General features: G+C 70.0%; 25 protein-coding genes. 11 read left to right on the top strand and 14 right to left on the bottom strand.

What is annotated here, in order from left to right; genetic code table 11:
- Positions 1-115: 115 nt before the first annotated feature.
- Entirely contained in the window at positions 116-691 is a 576-nt protein-coding gene (locus LI336_RS12210) for a DoxX family protein (protein ID WP_227133412.1), read from the bottom strand.
- Between the two features lie 208 nt (positions 692-899).
- On the opposite strand from LI336_RS12210, the gene LI336_RS12205 reads away from it, so the two are divergent.
- Together LI336_RS12205 and LI336_RS12200 are read left to right on the top strand one after the other, a co-directional pair.
- Positions 900-2,843 carry a DEAD/DEAH box helicase family protein gene (locus tag LI336_RS12205; protein WP_227133411.1) on the top strand — a complete coding sequence of 648 codons (1,944 nt, stop codon included), beginning with the start codon at positions 900-902 and terminating at the stop codon, positions 2,841-2,843.
- Between the two features lie 50 nt (positions 2,844-2,893).
- Positions 2,894-3,073, top strand: coding sequence for a DUF7576 family protein (locus LI336_RS12200; RefSeq protein WP_227133410.1), 180 nt, complete (start codon positions 2,894-2,896; stop codon positions 3,071-3,073).
- A 30-nt stretch (positions 3,074-3,103) separates the two neighbouring features.
- Here the strand turns inward: LI336_RS12200 and LI336_RS12195 are convergent, their stop codons facing one another.
- On the bottom strand, positions 3,104-4,057 hold the full coding sequence (locus LI336_RS12195) for a formyltetrahydrofolate deformylase (protein WP_264475410.1): 954 nt from the start codon (positions 4,055-4,057) through the stop codon (positions 3,104-3,106).
- On the opposite strand from LI336_RS12195, the gene LI336_RS12190 reads away from it, so the two are divergent.
- Positions 4,032-4,391, top strand: a complete 360-nt coding sequence (locus tag LI336_RS12190; RefSeq protein ID WP_227133803.1) for a hypothetical protein — start codon at positions 4,032-4,034, stop codon at positions 4,389-4,391. The two genes, LI336_RS12195 and LI336_RS12190, sit on opposite strands and share 26 nt — an antisense overlap.
- 63 nt (positions 4,392-4,454) lie before the next feature.
- On the opposite strand, the gene LI336_RS12185 is transcribed toward LI336_RS12190, so the two are convergent.
- Both LI336_RS12185 and LI336_RS12180 read right to left on the bottom strand, forming a co-directional pair.
- Complete coding sequence (locus LI336_RS12185; protein ID WP_227133408.1) at positions 4,455-5,081, bottom strand: SOUL family heme-binding protein; 627 nt, start codon at positions 5,079-5,081, stop codon at positions 4,455-4,457.
- Between the two features lie 120 nt (positions 5,082-5,201).
- On the bottom strand, positions 5,202-5,507 hold the full coding sequence (locus LI336_RS12180; RefSeq protein WP_227133407.1) for a YgaP-like transmembrane domain: 306 nt from the start codon (positions 5,505-5,507) through the stop codon (positions 5,202-5,204).
- A 308-nt stretch (positions 5,508-5,815) separates the two neighbouring features.
- Here LI336_RS12180 and purS point away from each other — a divergent pair, with 308 nt between their 5' ends.
- From purS to LI336_RS12165, 3 genes are all read left to right on the top strand, one after another.
- A complete protein-coding gene (gene purS / locus LI336_RS12175) occupies positions 5,816-6,073 on the top strand; it encodes a phosphoribosylformylglycinamidine synthase subunit PurS (protein WP_227133406.1) in 258 nt (85 codons plus the stop codon).
- The gene (gene purQ / locus LI336_RS12170) at positions 6,070-6,762 is read left to right on the top strand and encodes a phosphoribosylformylglycinamidine synthase I (RefSeq protein WP_227133405.1); all 693 of its coding nucleotides are present in this window, start codon (positions 6,070-6,072) and stop codon (positions 6,760-6,762) included. Before purS ends, purQ begins: the two co-directional genes overlap by 4 nt.
- 161 nt (positions 6,763-6,923) lie before the next feature.
- Positions 6,924-10,034, top strand: a complete 3,111-nt coding sequence (locus tag LI336_RS12165; protein ID WP_227133404.1) for a PAS domain S-box protein — start codon at positions 6,924-6,926, stop codon at positions 10,032-10,034.
- Positions 10,035-10,064: 30 nt separating this feature from the next.
- On the opposite strand, the gene LI336_RS12160 is transcribed toward LI336_RS12165, so the two are convergent.
- Entirely contained in the window at positions 10,065-10,721 is a 657-nt protein-coding gene (locus LI336_RS12160; RefSeq protein WP_227133403.1) for a lactate utilization protein, read from the bottom strand.
- A 654-nt stretch (positions 10,722-11,375) separates the two neighbouring features.
- On the bottom strand, positions 11,376-11,861 hold the full coding sequence (locus tag LI336_RS12155) for a hypothetical protein (RefSeq protein WP_227133402.1): 486 nt from the start codon (positions 11,859-11,861) through the stop codon (positions 11,376-11,378).
- A gap of 178 nt (positions 11,862-12,039) precedes the next feature.
- Here LI336_RS12155 and LI336_RS12150 point away from each other — a divergent pair, with 178 nt between their 5' ends.
- A complete protein-coding gene (locus tag LI336_RS12150) occupies positions 12,040-12,300 on the top strand; it encodes a HalOD1 output domain-containing protein (protein WP_227133401.1) in 261 nt (86 codons plus the stop codon).
- A gap of 174 nt (positions 12,301-12,474) precedes the next feature.
- Here the strand turns inward: LI336_RS12150 and LI336_RS12145 are convergent, their stop codons facing one another.
- Entirely contained in the window at positions 12,475-13,569 is a 1,095-nt protein-coding gene (locus tag LI336_RS12145) for an archaeosine biosynthesis radical SAM protein RaSEA (RefSeq protein ID WP_227133400.1), read from the bottom strand.
- A gap of 79 nt (positions 13,570-13,648) precedes the next feature.
- On the opposite strand from LI336_RS12145, the gene LI336_RS12140 reads away from it, so the two are divergent.
- The 3 genes from LI336_RS12140 to LI336_RS12130 all read left to right on the top strand — a co-directional run bounded on the left by LI336_RS12140 (position 13,649) and on the right by LI336_RS12130 (position 18,093).
- A complete protein-coding gene (locus LI336_RS12140) occupies positions 13,649-15,628 on the top strand; it encodes a hypothetical protein (protein WP_227133399.1) in 1,980 nt (659 codons plus the stop codon).
- 183 nt (positions 15,629-15,811) lie between these two features.
- Positions 15,812-17,443, top strand: coding sequence for a sensor histidine kinase (locus LI336_RS12135; protein ID WP_227133398.1), 1,632 nt, complete (start codon positions 15,812-15,814; stop codon positions 17,441-17,443).
- An 83-nt stretch (positions 17,444-17,526) separates the two neighbouring features.
- Positions 17,527-18,093 carry a hypothetical protein gene (locus LI336_RS12130; protein ID WP_227133397.1) on the top strand — a complete coding sequence of 189 codons (567 nt, stop codon included), beginning with the start codon at positions 17,527-17,529 and terminating at the stop codon, positions 18,091-18,093.
- Here the strand turns inward: LI336_RS12130 and LI336_RS12125 are convergent.
- Positions 18,051-18,440 (bottom strand): VanZ family protein, encoded by a 390-nt coding sequence (locus LI336_RS12125; RefSeq protein ID WP_227133396.1) that lies wholly within the window; start codon positions 18,438-18,440, stop codon positions 18,051-18,053. The two genes, LI336_RS12130 and LI336_RS12125, sit on opposite strands and share 43 nt — an antisense overlap.
- An 88-nt stretch (positions 18,441-18,528) precedes the next feature.
- Here LI336_RS12125 and LI336_RS12120 point away from each other — a divergent pair, with 88 nt between their 5' ends.
- Positions 18,529-19,002, top strand: coding sequence for a GIY-YIG nuclease family protein (locus LI336_RS12120; RefSeq protein ID WP_227133395.1), 474 nt, complete (start codon positions 18,529-18,531; stop codon positions 19,000-19,002).
- Between the two features lie 59 nt (positions 19,003-19,061).
- Here the strand turns inward: LI336_RS12120 and LI336_RS12115 are convergent, their stop codons facing one another.
- From LI336_RS12115 to LI336_RS12090, 6 genes are all read right to left on the bottom strand, one after another.
- A complete protein-coding gene (locus tag LI336_RS12115) occupies positions 19,062-19,427 on the bottom strand; it encodes a DUF8048 family protein (RefSeq protein ID WP_227133394.1) in 366 nt (121 codons plus the stop codon).
- A 188-nt stretch (positions 19,428-19,615) separates the two neighbouring features.
- Positions 19,616-21,397 carry an archaeosine synthase subunit alpha gene (gene arcS, locus LI336_RS12110; protein WP_227133393.1) on the bottom strand — a complete coding sequence of 594 codons (1,782 nt, stop codon included), beginning with the start codon at positions 21,395-21,397 and terminating at the stop codon, positions 19,616-19,618.
- 491 nt (positions 21,398-21,888) lie between these two features.
- Positions 21,889-23,361: a tRNA guanosine(15) transglycosylase TgtA gene (tgtA, locus tag LI336_RS12105; RefSeq protein WP_227133392.1), complete on the bottom strand. Its 1,473-nt coding sequence runs from the start codon at positions 23,359-23,361 to the stop codon at positions 21,889-21,891.
- A gap of 115 nt (positions 23,362-23,476) precedes the next feature.
- Positions 23,477-23,641 (bottom strand): hypothetical protein, encoded by a 165-nt coding sequence (locus LI336_RS12100; RefSeq protein WP_227133391.1) that lies wholly within the window; start codon positions 23,639-23,641, stop codon positions 23,477-23,479.
- A 73-nt stretch (positions 23,642-23,714) separates the two neighbouring features.
- Positions 23,715-24,692, bottom strand: coding sequence for a CPBP family intramembrane glutamic endopeptidase (locus LI336_RS12095; RefSeq protein ID WP_227133390.1), 978 nt, complete (start codon positions 24,690-24,692; stop codon positions 23,715-23,717).
- Entirely contained in the window at positions 24,689-25,381 is a 693-nt protein-coding gene (locus LI336_RS12090; protein WP_227133389.1) for an NUDIX hydrolase, read from the bottom strand. The genes LI336_RS12095 and LI336_RS12090 overlap by 4 nt, the downstream gene beginning before the upstream one ends.
- Between the last annotated feature and the right edge of the window lie 20 nt (positions 25,382-25,401).

The following is a 25,401-nucleotide window of genomic DNA, read 5'->3' as shown; positions in this document are numbered from 1 at the left end:
GACGACAACGGTCCAGTTCAGGGACGGACGACGGCGTTGCGTCTCAGCAGCGTAGTCGCCGAAGAACGTCGGCTGGTGCGCGCAACCCGCGCGCAACTGGAGGGCGTCGACGGGGTCAGCCCATGAGGAGGCGGACCCAGCGGTTCTCCTTGACGAAGTCGAGTTCCTCGAGGAACCCGTCCACGCCGAGGATGCGGCCCGCGCCGATGGCGCCGAGACCGAACAGGAGCATCGCGTACACGACGTGGTCGTCGACGACCCAGCCGTGCGCCAGGGGAAGCCCCTGCATGAGGCCGCCGGTGAGGCTCGCCGCCCAGAACATCATCATCATGACCGCTGCCCAGAACGCGTTCCAGCGGACGAACGCGCCGAGGATGATGCCGATGCCAGTGAGGGTGAGGCCCCACATCACGAGGATGTCGACGAGTCCGCTCCCGGCCATGCTGGTGAACATATCCATGAACGGGTTGCCTTCGGGGATGGCGTTCGCGAGGTAGCCCGCGGCCGTCCAGTTGTTCTCGGGGTTCGCGTCCAGGTACGTGACGAGCTTGGTGAGCCCGCCCTGGAGGAGGACCCATCCCATCACGACGCGGAGGCCGACGAGCGCGTAGCCGATCCAGTGCTCGCTATACTCGAAGTTGGTCTCTCGGCCGAACAGTTCTGCGTCCAGTTGCCGGGTTTGTGCGGACATTGGCTTGCACCTCTACACTTCAGGATTCGACCACCAACCGCATATAAAGAGACCGTGGTTCTCAGGAGGCCGAAACCGTTCTCAACGCGTGGGAACGGGCGATTGCGACGGCGTCGTCGGTCGCGCCGACGGACCTCGACGCGACCGGCCGCGTCGGGTCGACGATGGGACGGTATCCCTTTGCCTGCGCGGCCGCTACCGGCGGGTAGTGACCGAGAGCGATACGGAGACAGAGGAGCTGTCCGTCGACCGGTTCTACGACGCGCTGGAGGACCACGGGCGGCCCGTCATCACGGCGACGGCACTCGCGCGCCGCCTCGACGTCAGCCAGGAGCGCGCGATGCAGGCGCTGGACGCCCTGGAGGAGCGCGGCGACGTCGAGCGTGCGAGCGTCGCGGAGGACCCGACGGTGTTCTACGCGAGCGACTGGGCGCGGATGGTCGAACGCGAACGCGTCGTGTTCTTCCCGGAGCGCCGCGAGATCGTCGTCGACCAGCCCGAGCAGTTCACGCGAGCGCAACTCGCGCAGTTCGCGCGCCTCAAGGACACCACGCGGACCGGCGGGTACCTCTACGAGGTCCGCCGCGAGGACGTCTGGCAGGCGCCGTACGACACGCACGAGGAGCTGGTGGCGACGATGAAGTCGGTGCTGCCGGTGTGGCCGTCGACGTTCGAGGAGTGGGTGGTCGAGCAGTACAAGCGCGCGCACCGGTTCGAGCTCCGGACGCACGAGGACGGCTACGTCGTGCTCGTCGCGGCAAACGAGAGCCTGCTGGGGAACGTCGCCGAGCAACGCCTCCCGGAGGGCGCGCTGCGTGCGGTCATCTCGGACACCGAGGCGTGGGTGGCCGAGGACCGCGTCGCAGAAGTGAAGCGCGTGCTGTACGAGGCGGGGTATCCCGTCGAGGACGGCCGCGACCTCGAGACCGGCGACGACCTCGACGTCGAACTCTACCTTCGCTTGCGGGACTACCAGCAGGAGTGGGTGGACCGGTTCGACGAGCAGGGCGCGGGCGTCCTCGTCGGCCCACCCGGGAGCGGGAAGACCGTCGCCGCGATGGGCTGCATCGAGGCCGTCGGCGGCGAAACCCTGGTACTCGTTCCGAGTCGCGAACTGGCGACGCAGTGGCGCGAGGAACTGCTGACGCACACGAACCTGCGTGACTCTCAAGTAGGCGAGTACCACGGCGGGAAGAAGCAGATCCGACCCGTCACCATCGCGACGTACCAGACCGCGGGCATGGACCGGCACCGCCAGCTGTTCGACGACCGCGAGTGGGGGCTCGTCGTCTACGACGAGGTGCATCACGTCCCCGCCCCCATCCACCGGCGGAGCGTCGACCTCCAGAGCAAGCACCGGCTCGGCCTCACCGCCTCCCCCGTCCGCGGCGACGACCGCGAGGAGGAGATCTTCACGCTCGTCGGCCCACCTATCGGCACCGACTGGGACGCACTGTTCGACGCCGGGTTCGTCCAGGACCCCGAGGTCGAGGTGCGGTACGTGCCGTGGGGGAGCGACGAGGCACAGGAGCGCCACGCGAAGCGCGACGGCCACGACAAGCGTCAGGCGGCGGCCGCGAACCCCGCGAAGATCGCGGAGACCGAGCACGTCCTCGACCGCGAGCACCCCGACAAGAAGGCGCTCGTGTTCGTCGAGTACCTCGACCACGGGCGCGAGCTCGCGGAGGCGCTCGACGCGCCGTTCATCTCCGGCGAGATGGCCCACAGCGAACGCGACAGATTGTTCCGCGAGTTCCGGAACGGCGACCGCAGGGTCCTCGTCGTCTCCCGCGTCGCGGACGAAGGCATCGACCTCCCGGACGCCGAGGTCGCGGTCGTCGCGTCCGGCCTCGGCGGATCCCGACGGCAGGGCACCCAGCGCGCGGGCCGAACGATGCGACCCGAGGGCTCGGCGCACGTCGTCGTCCTCGCCACCAGGGGGACGACCGAGGAGGACTTCGCGCAGAACCAGACCCGGCACCTCGCCTCGAAGGGCATCAGCGTCCGCGACGGCGACGCCAAGGCCTTCGCCGGGACCGACGGCCTCGTCGCCGTCACCGAGGACGCAACCGGCGACGCGGAGTCGACGGACGACGACAGTGACGACGCGGTCGCGGACGACGACGACGAGGACGCCGCCGACTCCGAATAATTGCCGGCCTCCGGTGGTTCAAGCCAGTCCGGAGCATGATGTCCGGTAGCATGGTCGACCCTACGTCCGACGTCGGCGACGTGGACGCCGACGACGCCCCCGCGTGCACCGAATGCGGTGCACCCGTGACGGGCGACAGTCACCGCGTCCGCTCGCGAATCGTCGACGGCGACAGCGAACACGCTCACTTCTGCGACGACGACTGCCTCGAGAACTGGGAGCAGGGCTAGAACGAACCGACGTCGACGTGACAGTCCGGGTCAGTCGTCGTCGCTGACGACGTCCCCGAGGCCGTCGACGGGCCGGTCGGGGTTCGCGCGGTCGGCCTCGTCGGGGAGGCCGAGCTGGTAGGATCCCTCGCGGTTCTCGCGGAGGCGGGTGCGCCCGCGATGCACGCTCACCTCGTCGTTCAGATGCAAGCGGACGGCTTCGAGCAGCGCTTCGGCTTCGAGGGGCTGCCCGCGCTCGCGGAGGTCCTCGATGCCGCCGTCGTCGGGGACGTCGAACGCGCGCTGCGTGATGATCGGCCCTTGGTCGAGGTCCGTCGTCACGTAGTGCGCGGTGACGCCCGCGATACGGACGCCCTCCTCCAGGGCCTGCCGGTACGCTTTCGCGCCCGGGAACGACGGGAGGAGGCTCGGGTGGACGTTGATGATGCGGTCCTCGTACCGGAACACGACGTCCGGACTGAGGATACGCATGTACCGCGCGAGCACGATGAGGTCCGCGTCGTACTCCGCGAGGAGGTCGAGGAGTTCGCTCTCGTCGGGCGTCCCCTTCTCGTCGCCGACGTCGTGGAACGGCACGTCGTACTTCTCGGCGAGGGGCTCCAGGTCGTCGTGATTCCCGATGACGACCGAGATGTCCGCGCCGAGGTCGCCGCTCGCCCACGCCTGGAACAATCGTTCGAGGCAGTGACTCTCCTGCGTGACGAGTACCGCGATCTGCTGGGTCTCGCGGTCCTCGGGGAACCGGACCTGGATGTCGACGCCGAGTTCGTCGCCGAGGTCGCCGAGGTCCTCGCGGAGCTTGTCCTGCGTGCACACCATCTCGTCGATGTCGGCGTGCAGCGTCATCCGGAAGACGTCCTCGCGGACCGCCTGGTCGAGGTCCTCGATGTTGATTCCGCGCTCGAACAGCAGGGAGGTCACTCTCGCGATGAGTCCGGTCTTGTCTCCTCCGACGACCGTGATCTCGGCGAAGTCACTGGTCATCGGTGCCACCTCCGACTGCTGGTCGACTGAGACATCAGTCGACGCTGAGGCCACCCGCGAGCAAAAGGGTTCCCTTCCACGCAACCGTGGACGGGGTGCGTGGACGCTAACGCGTCACGTACCGCCAGGGGTCTTCGTCACCGCCTGGGTCCGAGGAGCCCGTTCAGCGGACGGTCGGGTCCGCGGGGTCGGTGTCGTCGACGGTGGAGACGTCGATGCCCTCGGTCCGGCCGCGGTAGAACTCGCGGACGGAGACGAGGCCGACCGCGGCGGCGCCGAGCGCGACGACTGCGACGACGACGAGGACGACGAGCGCGGCGACGAGCAGCTCTAACGTGCCGAACCGGACGCTCGCTCAGAGCTTAAAGATAGCTTCGTGACGAGTCTCGACGACCGGTCAGGCGAGTTCGACGACGAGTTCGTTCCGGCGCTGCCAGGGCGGGGTTCGCGGGTCGTCGTACCGGTGGAGTTCGTGGTCGCCGGCGGGGGCGAGGCCACGGTCGGCGAGCGCACGGTCGAGGCGGCGGCGGCCGCGGTCGACGCTGGCGTCGGTCGCGAACCACGAGAACCGGTAGACCGCGACGCGGCGATGTTCGACGACGTCGAGTTCGACGCGGTCGTCGGTCGGCGTCGGCGCGCCGTCGAGCGTGTACGTCGACGGCAGGAAGAACGCCATCTCGACGCCAGCTTCGACGGGTTCGGTGGTGACGGGCGCGGTCATCGCGACGTCGACGCCGTGCGTGGTCGTCACCGGCGCCGTCATCGCGACGCCCTGCGTGCGCTCGTTCGCGCCGTCGATGTACGCGAACAACCGGCGGAACGCCTCGCGCTGGCTCGGCGCGACGGTCCGCGCCACCACGACGTCCGGGTACTCGCGGAGTTCGAACGCACCGTCGCGTTCGACGACCGTGTACGGAACCGTCTCCACGTCGGACTGCCCGAACCGCGCCCACGCGTCCCAGACGGCGACGGCGACAGCCGTCGCGCCGAGCGCGCCACCGAGAACCTTGAGGGCTCGCTTCATGTCGACAGGTACGGGTGCTGCGAGTATAAGCGCGCCCCCCGGTGTCGCGGCCGCGCCTGCCACGCCGCTGTGGACGGTCAGCCAGTGGACGCACTCGATGCCGCGCCGGGGTTCGGTGCGTCACTCGTACGGGCGGTACGTGCTCCTGCCGACGGTGTGGTTGAGCGGACAGTACTGGACCTGCGCCTCGTAGACGAGGTAGAGACCGCTGACGGCGAGGACGGCCGCGAAGGGCACGTTACCGACCCCGCTCTCGAGGACGGGGGCGAGCAGCACGCCGGCCGCGGCGGCGAGACACCCGAACCCGAAGAGGTACCGTATCGTCCGCTCGAGGCCACCGACGTTCCGCTCGTGCCCGAGCCCGAGCACCCACCGATAGCCCTGCACGACGCCGGCACGCAGCGACTTTCCGGAGCTGTCTGTCATGCGTTCACTGGCAGCACGCGCCGCAGTATAGTCGTACCGGGACCCGCCAACCACCCGGGGAACAGCGTCGAGCACCCGTCGAACCGCTCGGCAGCGACGTGGCTCCCTCCGGTCGCCACGACCCTCCACGGACCTCCCAGCGGTCGGCCCGTTCCGCCGCGGGACTCCCGTTGGTATACAGCCTCACGGCTCGCTCCACTCGCCGCTCGGCAGCGACGTGGCTCCCTCCGGTCGCCACGTTATCCACAAACGTGTATCACAGGCGGATTGCACAAGAGTTTTTGACCACGAACGCGCGCTTCCAGTCGATGACCGCGTACACCGCCACGGTGACCGTCCGGCTGAAGCACGGGGTGCTCGACCCGGAGGCCGAGACGACCCAGCGCGCGCTCGAACGCCTCGGCTTCGACCTCGAGGACCTGCGGGCCGCCGACCGCTTCGAGGTCGACCTCGACGCCGAGGACGAGGCCGCCGCCCGCGACCGCGCGGGCGAGATGGCCGAACGACTGCTCGCGAACCCGACCATCCACGACTACGAGGTCGCGGTCGCCGAACGCGACGCATGACCGTCGCCATCGTCCGCTTCGGCGGATCGAACTGCGACCGCGACGCACTCCGCGCGCTCGAGTCCGTCGGCGTCGACGCCGAGATCGTCTGGCACGAGGACGGCCTCCCCGAGGACGTCACGGGCGTGATGCTCCCCGGCGGCTTCAGTTACGGCGACTACCTCCGCGCCGGCGCGATGGCCGCCCGCTCGCCGATCATGAACGACGTCCGCGACGCCGCCGCCGACGGCGTCCCCGTCCTCGGCGTCTGTAACGGCGCGCAGGTCGGCTGCGAGAGCGGCCTCACCGACGGCGCGTTCACGACGAACGAATCGGCGCGCTTCCAGTGCGAGCACGTCCACCTGCGCGTCGAGAACGCCGACACGCCGTGGACCGCCGGCTACGAACCCGGGGACGTCATCTCGCTCCCCATCGCGCACGGCGAAGGCCGCTACGAGATCGACGACGACCGCCTCACGCAACTGGAGACGAACGACCGCGTGCTCTTCCGGTACTGCGACGAAGACGGCGACCCGTCCGTCGACGCGAACCCGAACGGCTCGAAGCACAACGTCGCGGGCGTCCTCGGCGAACGCGACACCACCGCTGTCCTGATGCCCCACCCCGAGCGTGCAGCGCTCGCGGACGTCGGCGGCACCGACGGCCGCCCGCTCCTCGAGGGATTCGTGCGCGCCGTCGACGCAGAATAATCGGTGACGGCGTGGCGACGACACCACGCGTGTGAACCTGCCTCAAAGCTTAAACCCTGGGCCACCAGTACACAAGACGAGTAGTGGTGGCATCGGATCCGGACGAGCGGGGAGGCGGGCCTCGCGTCCTGTACGTCGACGGGTCTCCGGACGTGCCGGCCGTGACGTCGGCACTGTCCGCGGACGTGACGACCGTCGAGACAGCAGCAGCGGCGCGTGCAGCGCTCGCCGACGCACGGTTCGACGTCGTCGTCACCGAGTACGCGCTCCCGGACGCCGACCCCGCCGACGACGGGACGACGTCCTTCTGCGAGCACGTCGACGAGCACGTCCCGGGGACGTCCGTCGTCGTCTACACGGCGCACGGCGACGAACGCGTCGCCGGCGACGTCGTCGCCGCAGGCGCCGACGCGTACGTCCCGAAGACCGACGACGTGTCCGTGCTCGCCGAGCGCGTCGCGGCTCTCGTCGACGACGACGCGGCCGTGGACTCGAGACCGACCGATTCGAGCCCGCGCGATTCGGTCCCGACCGACTCGGTGCCGGCCGACCCGGCCGTCGTCGTCGAGGAGGCGCCGCTCGCGCTCGTCGAGGTCGACGCGGACGACGTCATCGTCCGCTGGAACAACGGCGCAGAGGCGCTGTTCGGGTACACGAGCGAGGAAGCGGTCGGTGAAGATCTCCTCGACCTCGTCGTCCCACCGGACGCGCGCGACGACGTCGAACCGGTCTGCGACAGGGCGCTGTCGACCCCCGGACGGTTGACGAACGTCAACGAGAACGTCCGGAAGGACGGCACGCGCATCACGTGCGAGTGGCATTCGACGAACGCGAGCGACGATGACGGCAACGTCCGCAGTTCCGTGTCGCTCGTCCACGACGTCACCGACCGCGAGCAACGCAAGGAGACCATCGCGCAGTTACGGTCGGTGACGCGCGACCTCGTCCGCGCCGACGACGCCGAAACGGTCGCGGAGACGGTCGTCACGGCCGTCGAGGAGATCCTGAACCAGCCGTACTCCGCGGTGTACCTCGCGGACGACGACAGCGAGACGCTGCACGCGACCGCGGCGACGGCCGAGTTCGGCGACCCTCCGCAGGTCGTCGCCGGCGAGAGCCTGAACTGGGAGGTGTTCGCGTCCGGCGACCGTCGCGTCGTCCAGTCCGACATCCAGTCGGCGACGACGCTTCCCGACGACACCCCCATCCGGAGCGCGGTCGTGCATCCGCTCGACGGACACGGGACGCTCGCACTCGGCTCGCGCGACGAACACGGGTTCGACGAGACGGCCATCCAGTTGTCGACCATCCTCGCGTCCGCGGCGACCGCGGCGCTCGACCGGACGAGTCGGGAGGCGGAACTGCGCTTCCAGCAGACGATCGTCGAGACCGTCGGCGCGGGCGTGTTCGCGCTCGACAGCGACGGGTTCGTCGAGACCGTCAACGACACGCTCACCGACATGACGGGGTACGATCGCGACGAACTCGTCGGGATGCACGCGTCGACGCTCGTCGGCGAGGACACGTACGCGAACGCGACCGAGCAGCTGTCCGAGATGACGGACGACGAGGGCGAGACGACGGGCGTGGTGACGCTCGAGGTGCGGATACGGGCGGCGGACGGGACGGAGATACCCTGCGAGGCGAGCGTCGGCGTCCTCCCCGGTGGCGTGGGCGAGGGCGGGGTCGCGGGCGTCGTCCGGGACGTCCGCGAGCGGAAACGCATCCAGTCCGAGCTCGGCGAGAAACGCCGGAAGATCGAGCACCTCCACGAGGTCGCGTCGCTGCTGGACGACTGCGAGCGACGCGAGGACGTGTGGCGGTTGACGGTGGAGGCGGCCGAAGGCATCCTCGACTTCGACGTCTGCGGTGTCGACGAGGTCCGCGGCGAGTACCTGTACTCGGTCGGGTTGTCCTCGGAGATCGAGCCGGAGGGCTACAAGCAGACCGCGCACGTCAGCGACGGCATCGCTGGAAAGACCCACCGGACGAGCGAGTCGTTCCTGTTCGAGGACGTCAGGGCGGACAACGAGGCGACGCCGGAGAAACGCACGTACCGGTCGCTCGTCTCGGTTCCGATCGGCGAACACGGCGTGTTCCAGGCGGTCAGCGACGAGGTCGGTGGGTTCGGCGAGGACGACCTGGAGCTCGCGGAACTCCTCATGCGGCACGTCGAGGACGCCCTGGAACGCATCGAGTTCGAGGGGCGGTTGCGTGGGGAACGCGACCGGTTCGCGGCGCTGTTCGAGAACGTCCCGGACCCGGTCGTGCAGACGCGTCACACCGACGAGGGCGCCATCGTGGAGGCAGTGAATCCGGCGTTCGAGGGCGTGTTCGGGTACGGGTCGGGCGACCTCGTCGGCGGGAACCTGAACGACTTCGTGGTGCCCGTCGACCGCCTGGCGGAAGCCCAGGACATCGACCGCCGTGGTCGCGAGGGACACGTCGTCGAGCAGGAGGTCAAACGCCGGACGACCGACGGGCTGCGTGACTTCCAGTTGACGGCGGTCCCGGTGGACTCGGACGCCGACGAACCGGTGACGTTCTTCGTGTACACGGACATCACGCAGCGCAAGGAACGCCAGAAGCGCGTCGAGATACTGAACCGCGTCCTCCGGCACGACCTCCGGAACGGCATGAACATCATCAAGGGGTCGGCGGAGATGCTCCAGGACGCGGTGACGGACTCGACGGCGGTCGGGTACGCGGACCAGGTCATCGAGCGCGCGGACGACCTGCTCGGGCTCGCGGAGAAGACGCGCGCGGTCGAACGGACGCTCGACCGGGACACGGAGGCGACGGGACCAGTGAGCGTCACCGAGAGCGTGGAGACGAGCGCGGCACGCATCCGCGAGGAGTACCCGAACGCGGTCATCGACGTGGAGGTGACCGCGGACGTCGCGGTTCGGGCGGACGACATGCTCCGCACCGCGATCTATCACGTGATGGAGAACGCCGTCCAGCACAACGACTCGTCGACGCCGACGGTGACGGTGCGCGCGGATTACGCGGGCGACCGCGACGACATGCTCCGCTTGCAGGTCGCGGACGACGGCCCCGGTATCCCGGAGACGGAGCGCGAACTCATCGGCGAGGAACGCGAGATAACGCAACTCCGGCACGCGAGCGGGCTCGGGCTCTGGCTCGTCGACTGGGTCGTCAGTCAGTCCGGCGGCTCCATCGAGTTCGAGCCGAACGAGCCGCGTGGCACCGTCGTCACGCTCTCGGTCCCCATCGCGACCGAGGCGGACGTCATCCAGGCCGACGATTGAGAGGAGGTGCGGTCCGGCCGGGTCTCGTCGTCAGTACCCGAGTTGGTCGCGGACGAGGACGACCGTCGTCCGGCCGTCCTCCATCTCCTTGCGGAAGACGAGTTGCTTCGCGATGGCGGAGCCGACGCCGTACGCTTCCTGTGCGCGCTCGTTCTCGAGGGGGTACGCGACGTTCTCGAGGCGGTCGAACGCGTCGTCGAGCGTGTCGACGATCTTGTTCACGCCGGAGACGATGACGACGTTCCCGGCGGCGAACGGATAGGCGCCGATGCGGCTCCCGGACATGTCCGCGGCGACGAGTTCGCCCGTCGACGCGATGGCGTTGACGCTGCCGAGGAAGTAGTCGGCGGTCTGGGCGTCGCGGCGCGCGGCCTGGCGTTCGGCGTCGTCGTCGATGCTCCAGACGTGGTCGGGGAGGCTCTCCCAGTCGTGGTCGTCGCCGCCGAGGTAGTCGTCGAACCCGATCTCTTCGAGCGTCGTCGAGTGCCCGTTCATCACGGACGCGCCGGCGGGGATGTGGTCGACGACGGCGTCGAGCGCGTCGTCGGCGGTGTCGACGACGACGACCTCGAACCCGTTCGCTTCGAGGTTGTCGACGGTCTCGGCGAGCGTCTCCTCGTCGGGCTGGTCGTCGAGGGCGGCGTCGATGTCGGCGTCGTCTGCGTAGTCGGACTTTTGCTGGGACATGGTCGTGGTCGACTCGTAGCCGCTTGCCGTACTTAACGAGACGCGGACACCGGTGTCCGTAGGTGACGCCACCGATACTGGGGCGAACGTTAGCATGCATCACGCCAGTCCGGGTACCGGATTCTCGCGGTCGGTTGGGACTCATCCACACGGTTCTTTAAGTCATTCTGGTCGCAATGGGCGGTAGTGAGGAGGATGGCGCCGCATCGCGCGGCGTCGAACGCGTTTCTACGGTCGTTCGTTCGTACAGCGACGCGTGTTGTCAAGTCATGCAGCGGACCCAGCGTAGTTCGTCGACGCACCGGACAACGGGCTCCGCGAGAACGACCCGCACGGTTCTTTAAGTCATTCTGGTCGCAATGGGTCATAGTGAGGAGGTTGACTCCGACATCGTCGGCGTCGCACGCGTTTCTACGGTCGTTCGATCCGTCAGTGACGACTTCCGTCCACCTCCAGTCTCACGAATCCCAATCGTGAGACGCTCCCGCACGCTCTTTAAGTCATTCTGGTCGCAATGGGTCATAGTGAGGAGGTTGGCGCCGCATCGGGCGGCGTCACGCACTCGTTCCTGTGGTGTCCTGTTCCGGAGTCACGACGCCGTCCGCGTCGGCACGACCGACCGGCAGACGGCAGTATCGGAACGCGTCCGCTGTGCTACCCACAGACGACGGTCCCGTTTCGCTCCGGGTCGGCGCTCTCGTTCACGGGCGCGACCGCACGTCGGATCGACCTCCGGTCCACGTGGTAGTGCGCGGACCACTCGTCCGTGACGGCGGGGTCGTCGACGTGCGCCGGACCGACGGCGACCGTGGCGACGTGGACGACGAACCCGCTCGACTGGTTCTCGACGGTGATTCCACGGAGGTCGACGTCCGGGTCCTCGCCTTCGCCGGCGCTGTACGCGTGCCACGCGACGTGGCGTTCAGCGGCGCGGACGAGCGACCGACGTTCGGTCCCGTTCGCGACGTCCTGCTCGTCGGGGAGCGCGGGGCCGGTCGTCGCGTTCGCGCTGTCGAGTCGGTGCGTGCAGTCGACGGTCGAGACCCGGTCGCTGCCGCCGAGCGGCCCGGCGACGCAGCCGGCGGTCGCCACGAGGACGATGCAGGCGATGGTCGCCGTCGGTGCTCGCGGGCGAGGCATCGCGCCGACGTGTGGACGCCGACGTGAAGTGTCTTCTCCAGCGATCCGGTTCGAGTTACCGGGCAGCGACGAAACCACCCTGAATACCCCGGGTGACGCCGTGAACGGCCGGGGAACGAACGCGGCGTTTCGAGTTGTCTGACGAACGCTTATGTGGCGTCCGTTCCCGGGGACGCGCATGAGTAGCGCAGACGGGAGCGCGTCGGCGCGCGTGATCGAAGCGACCGCAGCCAGGACCGACCGCGACGCGCTGGACCTCCCACCGCTCGCGGAGACCGTGGACCCCGAGGCCCTGGACGCCATCGCGGACGACTCAAGCGCGGTCCTCACGTTCCCCTACGCCGGCGTGGACGTCACCGTCGACGAGACCGGGACCGTCACCCTCGACGAGCGCGCCGACGCCCACGTGAACGGCGGACGAACGCTCGGCGACGACTGAGGACTCGACGCGCGAACGACGAACGAGAGGTCCCGGATAAGAGACGCGCCGCGGTCACACCGTCGGCCAGGAGACGCGCCGCGGTCACACCGTCGGCCAGGAGACGCGCCGCGGTCACACCGTCGGCCAGGAGACGCGCCGCGGTCACACCGTCGGCCAGGAGACGCGCCGCGGTCAGTCGACCAGCGGTGCGTTGTACTCGGTCTCGCGTTCGAGCACCGTCTCCCACGTCGCCTCGCACTCGCAGCTGACCTGCTCGAACACCGACGGGTCCTGGCGGAGGTCGAAGTCCTTGATGGCCGTCTGGACGTTGTCGTCGCACTCGCCGCAGTTGTGCGGGCCGCGCTCGGACCCGTGCCCGACGGGGTCGCTGACGACGATGACGTCCTCGTCGGCGGTCGACTCGAGGACGTCCGCGACCGACCAGAGCCACGGCGGCCGGTAGCCCCCGCGGAAGTAGAGTTCGTCCACCATCGTGTACCGCTGGACGTTACACGGGTTCATCGAGACGGTGTGACAGCCCTCGACGTCCGCGCACTTCCGGACGCTCGCCTTCATGTCCGCGAGCGCTTCGGGTTCCGTGAGGAACGGCGGCTTCATCAGGAGGTACGCTTTCACGCCAGCGCCCGCTTCCTTCGCGGCCATCGCGGCGTCCTCGAAGTCCGCGAAGTCGAAGTACTTGTTCACGCAGTCGTGCCGGACGCGGTCGGTCGCGGTCTCCAGGCCGACGGCGACGTCGACGTCCAGGCCGTGCTGCGTGAAGTCCTGAACTTTCTCCGCGTCGACGAAGTCAGGGAGGCTCTCGACGACGATGCGCTCGCGGTCCCCGAAGGTCTCGGCGATGGCCTGCCTGGTCTGGGCGCCGACCTCGCGCTCGTCGAGGAAGCTCCCCGAGGTGTAGATCTTGATGAGACCCGCCTGCTCGTCGTCCTCGCCGGGCTCGCCGAGGTTCTCGCGCTCGTGGTCGAGGCACACGTCGATTTGGTCCATAAGCGCGTCGTGCGCGACGCTCCCGCCCTCGACGGACTCCGCGACGTACCCGCACATCGTGCAGCCGCCCGCTCGCGCCCACCGACACCCACCGGTGTTGAGGATGATGGTGAGGCTGTCGTAGACGCCGCCGGGCGTGTTGTCCTCGTCGAGCCACACCCGCGTGGGTTCGTGGGGGTCGTACGTCGCGTCCTTCTGCGCGCGGATGCCGCGCATCACCTCGTTGTGCGCGTCCATCCCGCGACCGCGCTCGTAGACCTCCGGACTCGGTTCGCTCATTATCGGGTCCACGAGTCGAACGCTCAAATCCTCTTCGAGTGCCAGCAAACGTATTACGGTCGCCGACGGACTGAGCGTAATGGTCGACGTGGGGCTGTCGGACGCGACGCTACGCGCGGTCGACCGCATCGGTCACGAACTCGCCATCGACGTCGTCGGGTGGGACGACGACGCGACGCCCGAAGCCATCCCGGTGAAGGGATTGGACGAGTTCGTGGCGGCGCGCGCGACCCAGTTGACGTTCGGCGAGGACCTCGTCGAGCTTGGGAACGCGGACGCGGAGGGGTTCGAGAAGCTCGGCGAAGGAACGCAGACGTGGTCGCTCGCCGAGGACGCGCACCTGTTGAAGGTCACCTCGCAGCTCGGCGCGTACCTGAAGTTCACGGGCGCGGGGACGCTCTCGCGGCTCGCGGACGGCCGCGTCCGGTTGTCGTTCGAGCATCCGACGGCGGTGACGTTCGGGTACTGGAGCCTCGTCGATTACCCCGAAGAGACCGTGACGGTGCCGGCGACGGCGAGCGGGCTCGCGACCGCGCTGTCGACGCTGTCGTCGGCGTACCTGTCGCTCGGCCCGGACCGGACGCTCCCGGGGTGGCGCGAGTACCCGCCGCGGCTCGCGTTCGGCGACGAGACCGACGTCCCGGACGCGGTCGCGGACGCCGTGCCGGACACCGGCATCGAGCTGGTGCTCCCCGACGAGTTCGCGTACGGGATTCCGGCGGCGCCGCTCGCGTACCACCTCGCGGCCGACGTCCGCGTCGCGGACCGCGAGACGCCCGAACTCCGGGTTCCCGAGCACGACGTCGTCCACGAGTTCCCGGCGCTCCCCGAGTTCGGGGTGGCGGCGAACGACGTCTTCCAGCGGACGTTCTACGCGGACTGTCTCGTGAACGCCGCGCGCGGCGGGACGGACCTCGCGGAGGTCGAGTTCCTCGACGACGTCGACCTGGACGCGGACGCGCTGTTCGACGCGACGCCCGCGGAGCGCCTCGTGGCGTACCTGGACGCGCCGTTCGAGCGGATCCGGAGTCGCCTCCCGGAGCGCTCGCACGTCGCGTTCGTCGAGCCGACCGCGGCGTACGCGACCGCGCTCCCGCATCTCGTGCACCACGAGGCGCGCGTCTACCTGCCGTCGGGGTTCGACGCGGTCGGTGCGAGCGCGGACCCGTCCGTGACGTCCGCGTGGCTCGCACCGGGGACGCGCCCGGGGACGTACGCGGCGTCGCCCGCGGCGTACGAGAACTATCTCGCGCATCTCGACGCGGGCCTGGACGACGGGACGCCGGAGGTCCTCGTCGTCGGGCACCGGCGGGACGGCGACCGGGAGGCGGTGATGGCGTTCTACCGGCACTACGACGGGCTCGTCGACCTGTCCGTGACCGAGCGACGGGATGCGACGACCGCGGGGCTCGCGGCGGCGCTCGCCGACCGGCGTGCGTTCGTGCACGTCGTCGCCGAGCGCGCGCCCGACGGTGGCGTCGTGTGCGCCGACGGCGTCCTCGACCTGGAGACGGTCGAGGCGGTCGGTGCACGATTGTTCGCGCTCGACCTGACGGGCGCGTCGACGGACGCGGACGCCGCGAGCGCGGTCGTGCAGTCGCTGGTCGACGCTGGCGCGGTCGCCGGGGCGTCCCGGACGGGCGCGGTATCGCGAGCGGCCGCGCAGTCGTTCGTCCGCCTGCTCGTGAACGGGTTCGGGCTGGAGCTGTCGCGTCGACTCGTCGACCGGTACGTCGACGGCGCGTTCGACGTGGTGGTCGCGGGCGACGGCACGCACACGCTCCAGGCGGACGATAGCGTGAACTACATGCCGCTGCACGTGGTCGCGAACGGCGACGGGACGTTCACCGTCACGGGGCAGGCAGGTGGGCCGACCGCGGGCTTGTTCTGGCATCCCGACGTCCCGGAGGTCCGACCGCGGCTGCTCGCGAACGGGCTCGCGTTCGAGCTGTCGGCGACCGAACTCGCGGACTTCCTCGACGACGAGGGGTACCTCGTCGTGTACGACGGCGAACTTCACTGGTCGAACGAACTCACGCCGTTCTACCCGGTCGCCTGACTCACCCCGCCGTTCTACCCGGTCGCCTGACTCACCCCGCCGTTCTACCCGGTCGCCTGACTCACCCCGCCGTTCTACCCGGTCGCGTGAGCGGAGCGGCTGCTCGGGGGACCGTCCGCACTCGCGGGTACCGATTCATCGAGCCCGTACAGTCAAGAGTGCGGCCGGCGTACGGGATGCAGAATGGGGGCGACGCGCGAACGGATCGAGCGCCTACACGACGCAGCGACGGCGCTCTCGGGCGCTGGCACCGAATCGGAGATCTTCGACATCGCGGTTGAGTCCGCGGCGGACGTGCTCGCGTTCGACGCGTGCGTCGTCTGCCGCGTCGAGGACGACCGGCTCGTGCCGGCGGCCGCGGTGGCGGTGGAACTCCAGCCGAGCGCGCCGACGCTCGACGCGAACGAGGGTATCGCCGGGCGGACGCTCCGTCGCGGCGAGACCGAGGTGGTGCCGGACCTGGACGCGGACGCGGACGCGGCGCCGACGGACCCGTCGTATCAGTCCGCACTCTCGATACCCGTCGGTGACGACGCCGTGTTCCAGGCGCTGTCGACGGACGTGGGCGCGTTCACGGACACCGACCGCGAGCTCGCCGAGTTGCTCGTGACGTACGTCGAGCACGCCCGGGAGCGCGTGAGCTACGAGGCGCTCGTGACGCGCGAACGCGACCGGTTCGCGGCGCTGTTCGAGAACGTCCCGGACCCCGCGCTCCAGTACCGGCTCGTCGACGGCCGCCCGGTCGTCGACCGCGTGAACTCCGCGTTCGTCCGGGCGTTCGGGTACGAGCCCGCGGACGCTATCGACGAACCGGTGACCGACCTGCTCGTCCCGGCGGCCGACCGGGACGCTGCCAAGGAGTTGCACGCGGCGGTGAACGACGGCGAACGACTCGACGACGAGGTCGAGCGGCGAACGGAGACGGGGACGCGGCGATTCCTCCTGCGGAGCGTTCCGGTCGCCGGCGACGACGACACCCGGTCGGGGTACTTCATCTACACGGACATCACGCCGCTGAAGGAGCGCGAACGCGAGCTCGAACGACAGAACGAGCGACTGGACGCGTTCACGGGCGTCGTCAGTCACGACCTCCGGAACCCGCTGAGCGTCGCACGCGGCTACGCGGACCTCGCGCTCGACACCGGGGACGTGACCGCCGTCGAGGAGGTCCGCACGCAACTCACGCGGATGGAGGGGATGCTCGACGAACTCCTCACGCTCGCCCGCCAGGGCGACGTCGTCGGCGACACCGAACGCGTGGACGTCGGCGCCGCGGCGACGCTCGCGTGGCGCCACGTCGACACCGACGATGCGACGCTCGACGTCCGCGCGGACGACCTCGTCGTCGACGCGGACCCGAACCGACTCCAGGAACTCCTCGAGAACCTGTTCCGGAACTCGGTCGAACACGGTTCTCCCTGCTCTCAGACGCAGTCCGAGAACGCGGTCGAACACGGTTCTCCCTGCTCTCAGACGCAGTCCGAGAACGCGGTCGAACACGGTTCCGCTGGCTCCCAGAGGGTCGCCGACGGGGAACCGGTGTCCGCTTCGGACGGCGGCCGTGACGCGTTGACGGTGTCGGTCGGGGCGCTCGCGGACGGGGCCGGGTTCTTCGTCGCGGACGACGGCGTCGGCATCCCCGAGGACGACCGGGACGCGGTGATGGAGATGGGGTACTCGACGGCGGCCGACGGGACCGGGTTCGGGCTCGGTATCGTCACGGAGATCGCGCGAGCGCACGACTGGTCGGTGACGGTCGCGGCGTCGGCGGACGACGGGGCGCGCTTCGAGATCCGCACGACTGCGGGCGAGTAGTCGGCCTCAGCGCGCGAACCGTGGCGCGCTCGCCCAAGCCACCTTGGGGGCGCGCTCACCGTCGTGGGACCCGAAGCGGTGGTATGACGAACGTCATCGGTGACCTGACGGTTTCGGTCGAACGGACGCTCGACGTGGACGGTGAGACGGTGTTCGACGTGCTCGCGGACCCGGAGACGCTCGGGGGCGCAGAGCGCGTGGCACGCGAGGAGACGCGGGAGTCGACGGGTCGCGCTGGGACGCCGGGGGCTGGCGTCCGCGACCCGCCACCTCGAGTGCGCCGCGGCGACACGTTCGTCGGGCCGGTTGCGGTGCCCGGAGGGCGGGACGCCGACCGCGGTCCCGACGTCGGTGACGGTTCCGCGGTCGGGAGCGGTGCGTCCTTCGAGTCGTACTTCACGGTCGAGGAGCACGACGCGGGCCGGCTCGTCCTCTCGGGCGGCGGCGACGGGGACGCGGGGTCGTTCGACGCGCGCGTCGTGGTCGCGGTCGCGGACGTCCGCGACGGGGCGGTGGTGCGCGTGGACGCGACGATGGACGTCGCCGGGCGAGTCGCGTCACTGGGCGCGCAGCGGGTGCGGGCGGCCGCGGCCGCGGTCCTCGAACGCTACCTGTCGCGCGTCGAGCGCGCCGCGGCGTCGCCGGCGTAGCGCTCGAACGCGGCGGATAGCGCTGCGACGACGCCAGCGCCGACGAGCGCGCCGACGCCGTCAGCGACCGCGTCCAGCGCGCTCGCGGAGCGGTAGGGGACGCCGAGCTGGAGGAGTTCGACGAGCACGCCGTACGCGAGCGCCGCGGCGACGCCGACGAGTGCGCGACCGTCGGCGTACGTGACGGCGCCGGCGAGCACCATGTACCCGACCGCGTGCAGCCACTTGTCGGCGCCGACGACGCCGAACGGACTCGAGAACGACCCGCCACCGCCGGGGACGAGCGACGCGACGAGCACGACCACGGCGAGGACGGCGACGACGAGCCAGCGCGAGCGAGCGGTCACGTTCGGTCGTGGACGCCAGCGGGCAGAAACCTTGCGGTGGGTCCGATACCGACGTGGCCCAGGAGGCGACCCGTCGTCCGGTGGACCCTTGACGACGCCCGCCGGACTCTTGGCGACGCCCGCCGAACGACCGGGCGTGACCGTCGGGACGTACACGCTCGTCGTCGACGTCGCCCGCGATGTCGAGCTCGCGGTGGGTGCGCTCGGGAGCGTCGCGTTCGACGCCGGGACGTACGCGTACACGGGGAGCGCGTTCGGACCGGGCGGGTTCGCTCGCGTCGACCGGCACCGCGAGCTCGCTGCCGGCGAGCGAACGGGGACGCACTGGCACGTCGACTACCTCCTCGCACACGACGCCGCGAGCGTCCGCGACGTCGTCACCACGCCCGAGCGCGACGTCGAGTGCGCGGTCGCGCGTCGCCTCCCAGCGGGCCCCGAGGGGTTCGGGGCGTCGGACTGCGACTGCGACGGCCACCTCGCCGCCGGCGTCACCCGCGACGCCGTCGCCCGCGCACACCGGGACGCGGTCGCCGCGACCGACGCAACTGACGACGAGGCGTGAAGAGTCGTCGAGGCGTGACGGCGCCGGCGAGCAAGAGCGAGCGACCGGGGCGGGGCGACTCAGGCAGCGGTCTTCTCGATGACGACGCAGTCCTGGACGTCGAGCGCGGTCTCGAACTCGTCGGTCCGCCCGACGTCCGCGCCGAGGCCGACGAGGAGGCGGGCGTGCGCGGACCGGGTCGCGTCGACCGCACCCGTCTCGAACCCGAGGCGGTCGGCGATGGCGAGCCAGTGGTCGGCCGCGACGAAGAACGCGACGAGGTGGTCGTCCTCGTACGCGCACTCGTGTTGCTCGCGGTACTCCTGCAGGCGCAGCGAGAGGTCAGCTTGCACGACCGACAGGAGTTCCGGGAGCCGCCCGGGGCGGACGCGGCCGTCGCCGGCCGTCAGCAACAGCACCTCCTCCGGGAACGGGTGGTCCTTCACGGCGACCCACCCGTGATTGTCCTCTCGACCGCATCGAGAATCATACCGTATCCAGCGTTCGTGGCCTCATAAAGACGGTGCGCAACAGGTTCGTCCGTGCGAGCCCGTCGCTCCCGGCCCCTGGCGTTCCAGGCCTCATCCTCGCGTGCCAGCCTTCATCCTCGCGCGCCGGGAGTCCGTCTGGCGCGTCAGGTCTCCTCGACGTGGCGGACGCTGCAGGCTTCGCCGCGCGTCGATTCGACCATCGCGTCGCCGTGCATCTGTGCGCGACCGATGGCGAACGCCTTCGGGCCCTCGACGACGACCTCGTCGCCCTCGCGGATGTCCGAGTCCGCGTCGACGACGCCGGGCGCGAGCACGCTCCCGTGGGGCACGAACGCGTCGATCTGCACGCGCTTCGTCGGCACGTCGCTCTCCAGCCAGCGGCGCGCGCCGCGGAGCGTGAACGAGAGCGTCCCGTAGTTCGGGACCATCGTCGCGAGCTGGGGTGCGGCGTTCTGGTCGTCGCCCGCGGTCGGCGGTTCGTCCGCGCGAATCTGGAGCTTCGGGTAGCGGCTCGTCACCTGGAAGTCGCCGAAGAGGTCGTCGCCGGCGCCAGCGCCGAACTGGTAGTCCGCGAGTGCGCGGACGGTGTTGCGCTGGCGTTCGCGCTTCCCGTACGCGGACTCGCCCTCGAGTGCGGCCGCGAGGTTCGCGAGGCTCTCGTCGGTCGTCGGGTGGTCGGCGACCGTGAACTCGACGTCGAGGTCGGGGTGCGCTTCGAGCGCGCGTTCGACGATGGGGCGGTAGTCGTCGGGGACGTGTGCGACGACGCGCGGGTAGTCGTTCGCGTCGAGGTACCGGCGGAGGACCTCGGCGACGAACTCGACCTCGCCCGCGGTCCACTCGCCCGTGACGACGGTGTCGTAGTGCTGGGCGGGATACGTGAGCTCGAGCTCCTGGGGGACGACGCCGATGGGCGAGGTGATCGAGGCGAGGTGCGCGCGGTACCGGATGACCTCGCGGAACTGGTAGTGGCTCTGGGAGTCGCTGTAGGGCTTCGTCGCCGAGCACGGGACGAGGACGAGCGGCGCGTCGAACCGGTTCTCGTAGCGTTCGGTGACGCGCTGGGCGAAGCGCTGTATCTCGACGCGATTGAGGGTGTCCTCGGTCGTCGCGTCCATGTGCGCGTTCCGGTAGACGGGCGTCCGCGCTTCGAGGTACCCCCACTCCTGGTCGAGTTCGCGCACGAGGGCGGTCAGCCACTGGTCCTGGCGTGCCTGGCCTTCGACGTAGTCGCGGAGGCGGCCGTCGCGGATGCGGCGGCGGACGCGAGCGAGTTCGGCTTCGAGGACGGCGACGTTGTGGTCGACGCAGTCCTGGCGGTCGAACTCCTCGCGGGGCTGCCGGCACGCCTCGCACGCGCACGGTAGTTCGTCGAGGTCGTCGAGGAAGTGGTTCTCGTCGGTCGTCAGGTAGCGACCCTGGGTGCCGAGCGCGACGGCGCGATCGGTGTCGAATAAATCGACGCCGGCGTACGCGAGGACGGCGACGTTCCGCGGTGTTGCCGCGCCCGAGAGGTAGACGGCGGCGTCCTCCGGAACCGCGTCCTTCACGGAGAGGATGGCGTCCTTGAAGCCGCGAGCGTGCCCGAGGAACCCCTGGACGTCCGAGAGGACGTACGCGTCCGCGCCGCTGGCTTCGACGTGGTTCGAACTGACGACGGCGGCGCTCGGGTAGTCGACGTCTGGCGCGGTGACGGCGAAGGAGTCGGCGACCTCGTCGGCGGTGCCGGCGGGGAGGCCGCGGTGGGGAAGGACGGTGAGCGTGCGCTCGTCGCCGTCGGGGACGTCCTGGTGTTCGGGCCACATGCCGCCGGCGTTCTCGACGACGTCGTCGACGAGCCCCGGCGTCGCCACGGGGTCGGCGAGGCGGAGTTCGGCGGCTCTCGCGGCGCCGTCGCGCGAGAGCACCTCGAAGTACTCGGTCATGACGCGTCGTCGGGGCCGCGCTCCCCTGTATCTTCCCTTCTGCGCGCCGGGCGCGCGGGTCGGTCGAGCGACCGGTCGTCGAACGGTCGACCACCACCAACGAATACCAAGAGGTTCCGAAAATACTACCCGGGTATTCTCTTAATAATCTTCGAGCGAGTGTCGTCGTCACGTCCCCGGATGCGTCCCAGATGCCCGGCGCCCAAAAATTAATTAACCGGTACTACGTCTTCGGTTGTGGATGCCGAGGTGGGCATCCGTGTCAGAGGCACTCCCTCTTTCACTTCCCCCATTCCCCCCCTTTCGACGAACCAGGAGCCACTGGCACGACGAGAATCGTCCGCGAGCACCGAGTGTTACCGCCAGAGAGGAGTGCGACAGTGCGTTCGCGCGCCCTCGACGGGGAGCGTTCGGCGCACGTCGACCAGCGCGCGAGCGAGCGTCGCCACGAGCTGCGACGACGAGCGAACCGAGGTTCTCGAGGGGTTCCCTCAGTGCTCGCGGCCGTGAAGGTTCACGAGCGATACGCCCTCGGGGACGCGCTCCAGCGCGCGCTCGGGCCAGTCGCGGTGTGCGAGCGTGAACGCCGCGTCGCTGCCCGCACAGAGCGCGGCGACGCCGTCCGCGGCCGCGTCGAACGCCGCGCCGTCCAGCCTGTCGGGGACCTCCGCGGTCAGCGGGTACGTGTTCCGGAGGGCGCGCGGGAACGGCCCGAACGGCGGTTCCACCGTCCAGGACGCGTCGAAGTCGTCGTCGTTGTCGCCCTCGGTGAGGAGCACGTCGCCCTCGGGCGCGAGGCGGTCGAGCCGCTCGTGGTGCCGGACGACCTCCGGCCGGCGTGCGCTCTCCCCGGAGAGGTAGAAGAACGTGTCCTTCGATGCGGAATCCGTGCGCTCTAGCTGTTCGGCGTGGTCGAGCGCCGCGCGATACCCGTCGAGCATCGCCGGGTGCGCCCTGGCGCGTGCCTCGACGAGTTCCATGAGCGACCCGGTCCGGATGGCCTGGCGGACGCGACGCATCTCCGCGAACGACACGTGGAGGTTGTGCGCGGCGAGCTCGTCGCCGCGTTCGCGCTCGCCGAGCGCACGCAGTTCCGCGGGCGTGTACTCGCTGCACACCGGACACGGACACGGGAGGTGCTCGAGGTCGTCGAGGTGCTTCGTGCCCCGCACGGTGAGGTAGCGGTCGTCGCGGGCGTAGAGCGCGTACGCGGCGGAGTCGAAGAGGTCACAGCCCATCGCCGCGGCGAGCGCGAACATCATCGGATGCCCGGCACCGAAGAGGTGCACGGGACAGTCCTGGTCGAGGCCGCGCTTCGCGGCGGCGACGACGTCCACCATGTCGCCGTACCGGTAGTCGTTCATCAGCGGGACGACCGCACCGACCGGGAACACGTCCAGGTCCGTGCTCGCGGCGTGCCGCCCGGCTTCCTCGCGGAGGTCCGCGTGCGTCGACCCCTGCACGGGCGCGTTCACGAGCATGTCGCCGACGTCGACGCCCTCCGCGACCGCGAGGCGCTCCTGGGTCGTCCGAAGTTCATCGCTCGCCTGTTCGTGGCTCGCGTCCGGTGGCGTCGGGATGTCCACGGGCGTCCCCACGTCGCTCCCGATGTCGTACTGGAACTGGAGGATCTCCTCGGTCGTCACGTCGATGTCGCCGTACTCCGCGAGCTGGAAGCTCCCGGAGTCCGTCATGATGGCGCCGTGGAAGTCGAGCAGGTCGTGCAGGCCGCGTTCGAGCGCGTCCTCGCGGAGGCCCTCGGAGGTCTTGATGATGTAGCTGTTCGTGATGAGTATCTGCGCGCCGAACTCCGTCTCCATCCGCCGGGGTTCGAGCGTCTGGATGTTCGGGTTCACGACGGGGAGGAGCGCGGGCGTCTCCACCGTGACGCCGGCGCGCGGGACGTCGAGTCGCCCGACGCGACCCGCGCCGTCGAAGTCGCGCGCCTCGAAGTGGTCTCTCATTGCCCCGCGCTTCGCTCCTCGCGTCGGTAAGGGTGTCGTCTTCGCCGCCCCGGACGCGTCGAACGTGCCACGACCGCGCACGCTCGTGGCCGCGATGGACGTCGCCAGGGCCGCTTCAGGTCGATTCGCGCCTCGAGAGCGCGAACGCTGCGACGACCGCAGCGAGCGCCACGACGATGACGGCGGTACCGACGATGCCCTCGAAGACGAGCGTGCCGTACGCGACGAAGACGAGTGCGGCGACGACGACGCCCGCGACGGATGCGTTAGCTGCCTTCACGACCCACGATAGGCGCTCGGCGAGCGTAGTCGTTCTGGTGCCGGTCAGTGGCACCAGGCGGTCGCGGAGGCGCTCAGAGCAGTACCGCGACCACGTCCAGTATCGCGGCGGCGCCGTCGGACTGCGCGCTCTCGGGCGCGAACTGGAGCGCGAGGTACGACAGCGCCAACAGCACCGAGTTGTAGAGTCCGTGCACGAGCGCGTTCACGACGATGTTCTTCCCGTACTCGTAGATCGCGCCGAACACGAGCGACGGGAAGAACAGGATGCCGATGGTCGTCGCGATCGCGGAGAGGTCGCCGACGAGCGCGATGAAGTGGATGCTCGCGAACAGCGCGCCGCCGAGGACGATGGCGACCGGCGCGGACGCCCGTTCGCGGATGCGGCGCTGGACGACCCCGCGGAACAGCAGTTCCTCGCACGGGCCGACGACGAGGAGCATGACGGGGATGAGCAACAGGAGCGACGTCGGGTCGCTCGAGGCCTGGGACGTGGTCGCGTTCTGCGCCGGCTGGAGGTCGAGGAGCGTGACCGCGAGGCTCGCCGTGAGCGACAGGGCGAGCGTCGCGAGCAGGCCGACGACGACGAGCACGAGGCCCTTGAGGTCGGGGACGGCGATGCCGAGGTTCGACGCCGGTTCGTTCCGCCAGCGCAGGTACGCGTAGACGCCGACCGCGAACCCCGCCTGGGTGCCGGTCAGGGAGACGAGGAGCGTCGGCGTGGACGTCACCTCGAATCCGGCGAGGAGCATCGCGAGCCCGGTGCCGAGCGCGAGCACGACGGCGACGACGAGCGAGAGCACGATGGCGCCGACGGCTTCGCCGAGCGCCCGCAGGAACCCGCCCTCGCCGACGCCGGTCTCCCAGGGGGCGAGGGAGCTATCGGCGCCGACCTCGACTGGACGACCGCTGACGTCGTCGGCGCTGTCGCGCCCCGAGTCGTCCTCGTGGAGGCTCGCGGGGTCGTTCCACTCGTCACCGTCGTCGGCCCAGCCGGTGTCCTCGCCCAGTTCGGACTCTGCACCGTCGTCCCTCCCGTGGTCGTCGCTCACGCCCCATCACCTCCCTGGGTCGGGGCGGCGTCCGCGTCGACGGCTGCGCTCGCTCCGGCTCTCGCACCGCCGTCTCTCGAACCGTCGTCGAGCGCGCGTTCGAGCGCGTACCGCGTGACGGCGACGTGCGTCCGGCCGTCCCGTATCCGGCCGTCCCGCACCGCGGCGAGGAGGTCGTCGAACCCGGTCGTGTCGACGCGGATGCTCTCGTTGAAGTCGAGGTCCTGCTCGCCCGCTGGCTCGCAGCCGGTGGCGACGTAGACGTGATGCACGGAGTCCAGGAGGCCGTTCGCGGGCTCGACCGTGCAGAGGTGGTCGACGGCGTCGGCCTCGTACCCGGTCTCCTCGCGGAGTTCGCGGCGCGCAGCGACCGCGAGGTCGTCGTCGTCGGGTTCGATGCTGCCCGCCGGGAGCCCGCGGTTCACGCGCGAGACGGCCTGGCGCCACTCCTCGATGACCACGACCTCGGCCGCGTCGTCGTCCCCCGCGGCGGCGTCCTCGTCGCTGTCGTTCCCGGTCGCGGCGAACGGCAGGACGACGACCGCTTCGGGCTCGGTCAGGTAATCGAAGTCCGTGTCGGTGCCGTCGGGCAGCCGGACGTCCTGGTGGACGACCTCGAACCCGGGGCACGCGTACGCGACGTCGCTGGCGTGGGTCTCCCACGCCAGCGGGTCGGCGTCGTCTGTCATACCAGCCGGTTCGGGGCGGC

Origin of the sequence: Halorubellus salinus (assembly GCF_020567525.1) — an archaeon.
Taxonomy (GTDB): Archaea; Halobacteriota; Halobacteria; order Halobacteriales; family Natrialbaceae; genus Halorubellus; species Halorubellus salinus.
Note: the sequence above shows the minus strand (reverse complement) of the source record. Positions and strands in the feature narration are given on the sequence as shown.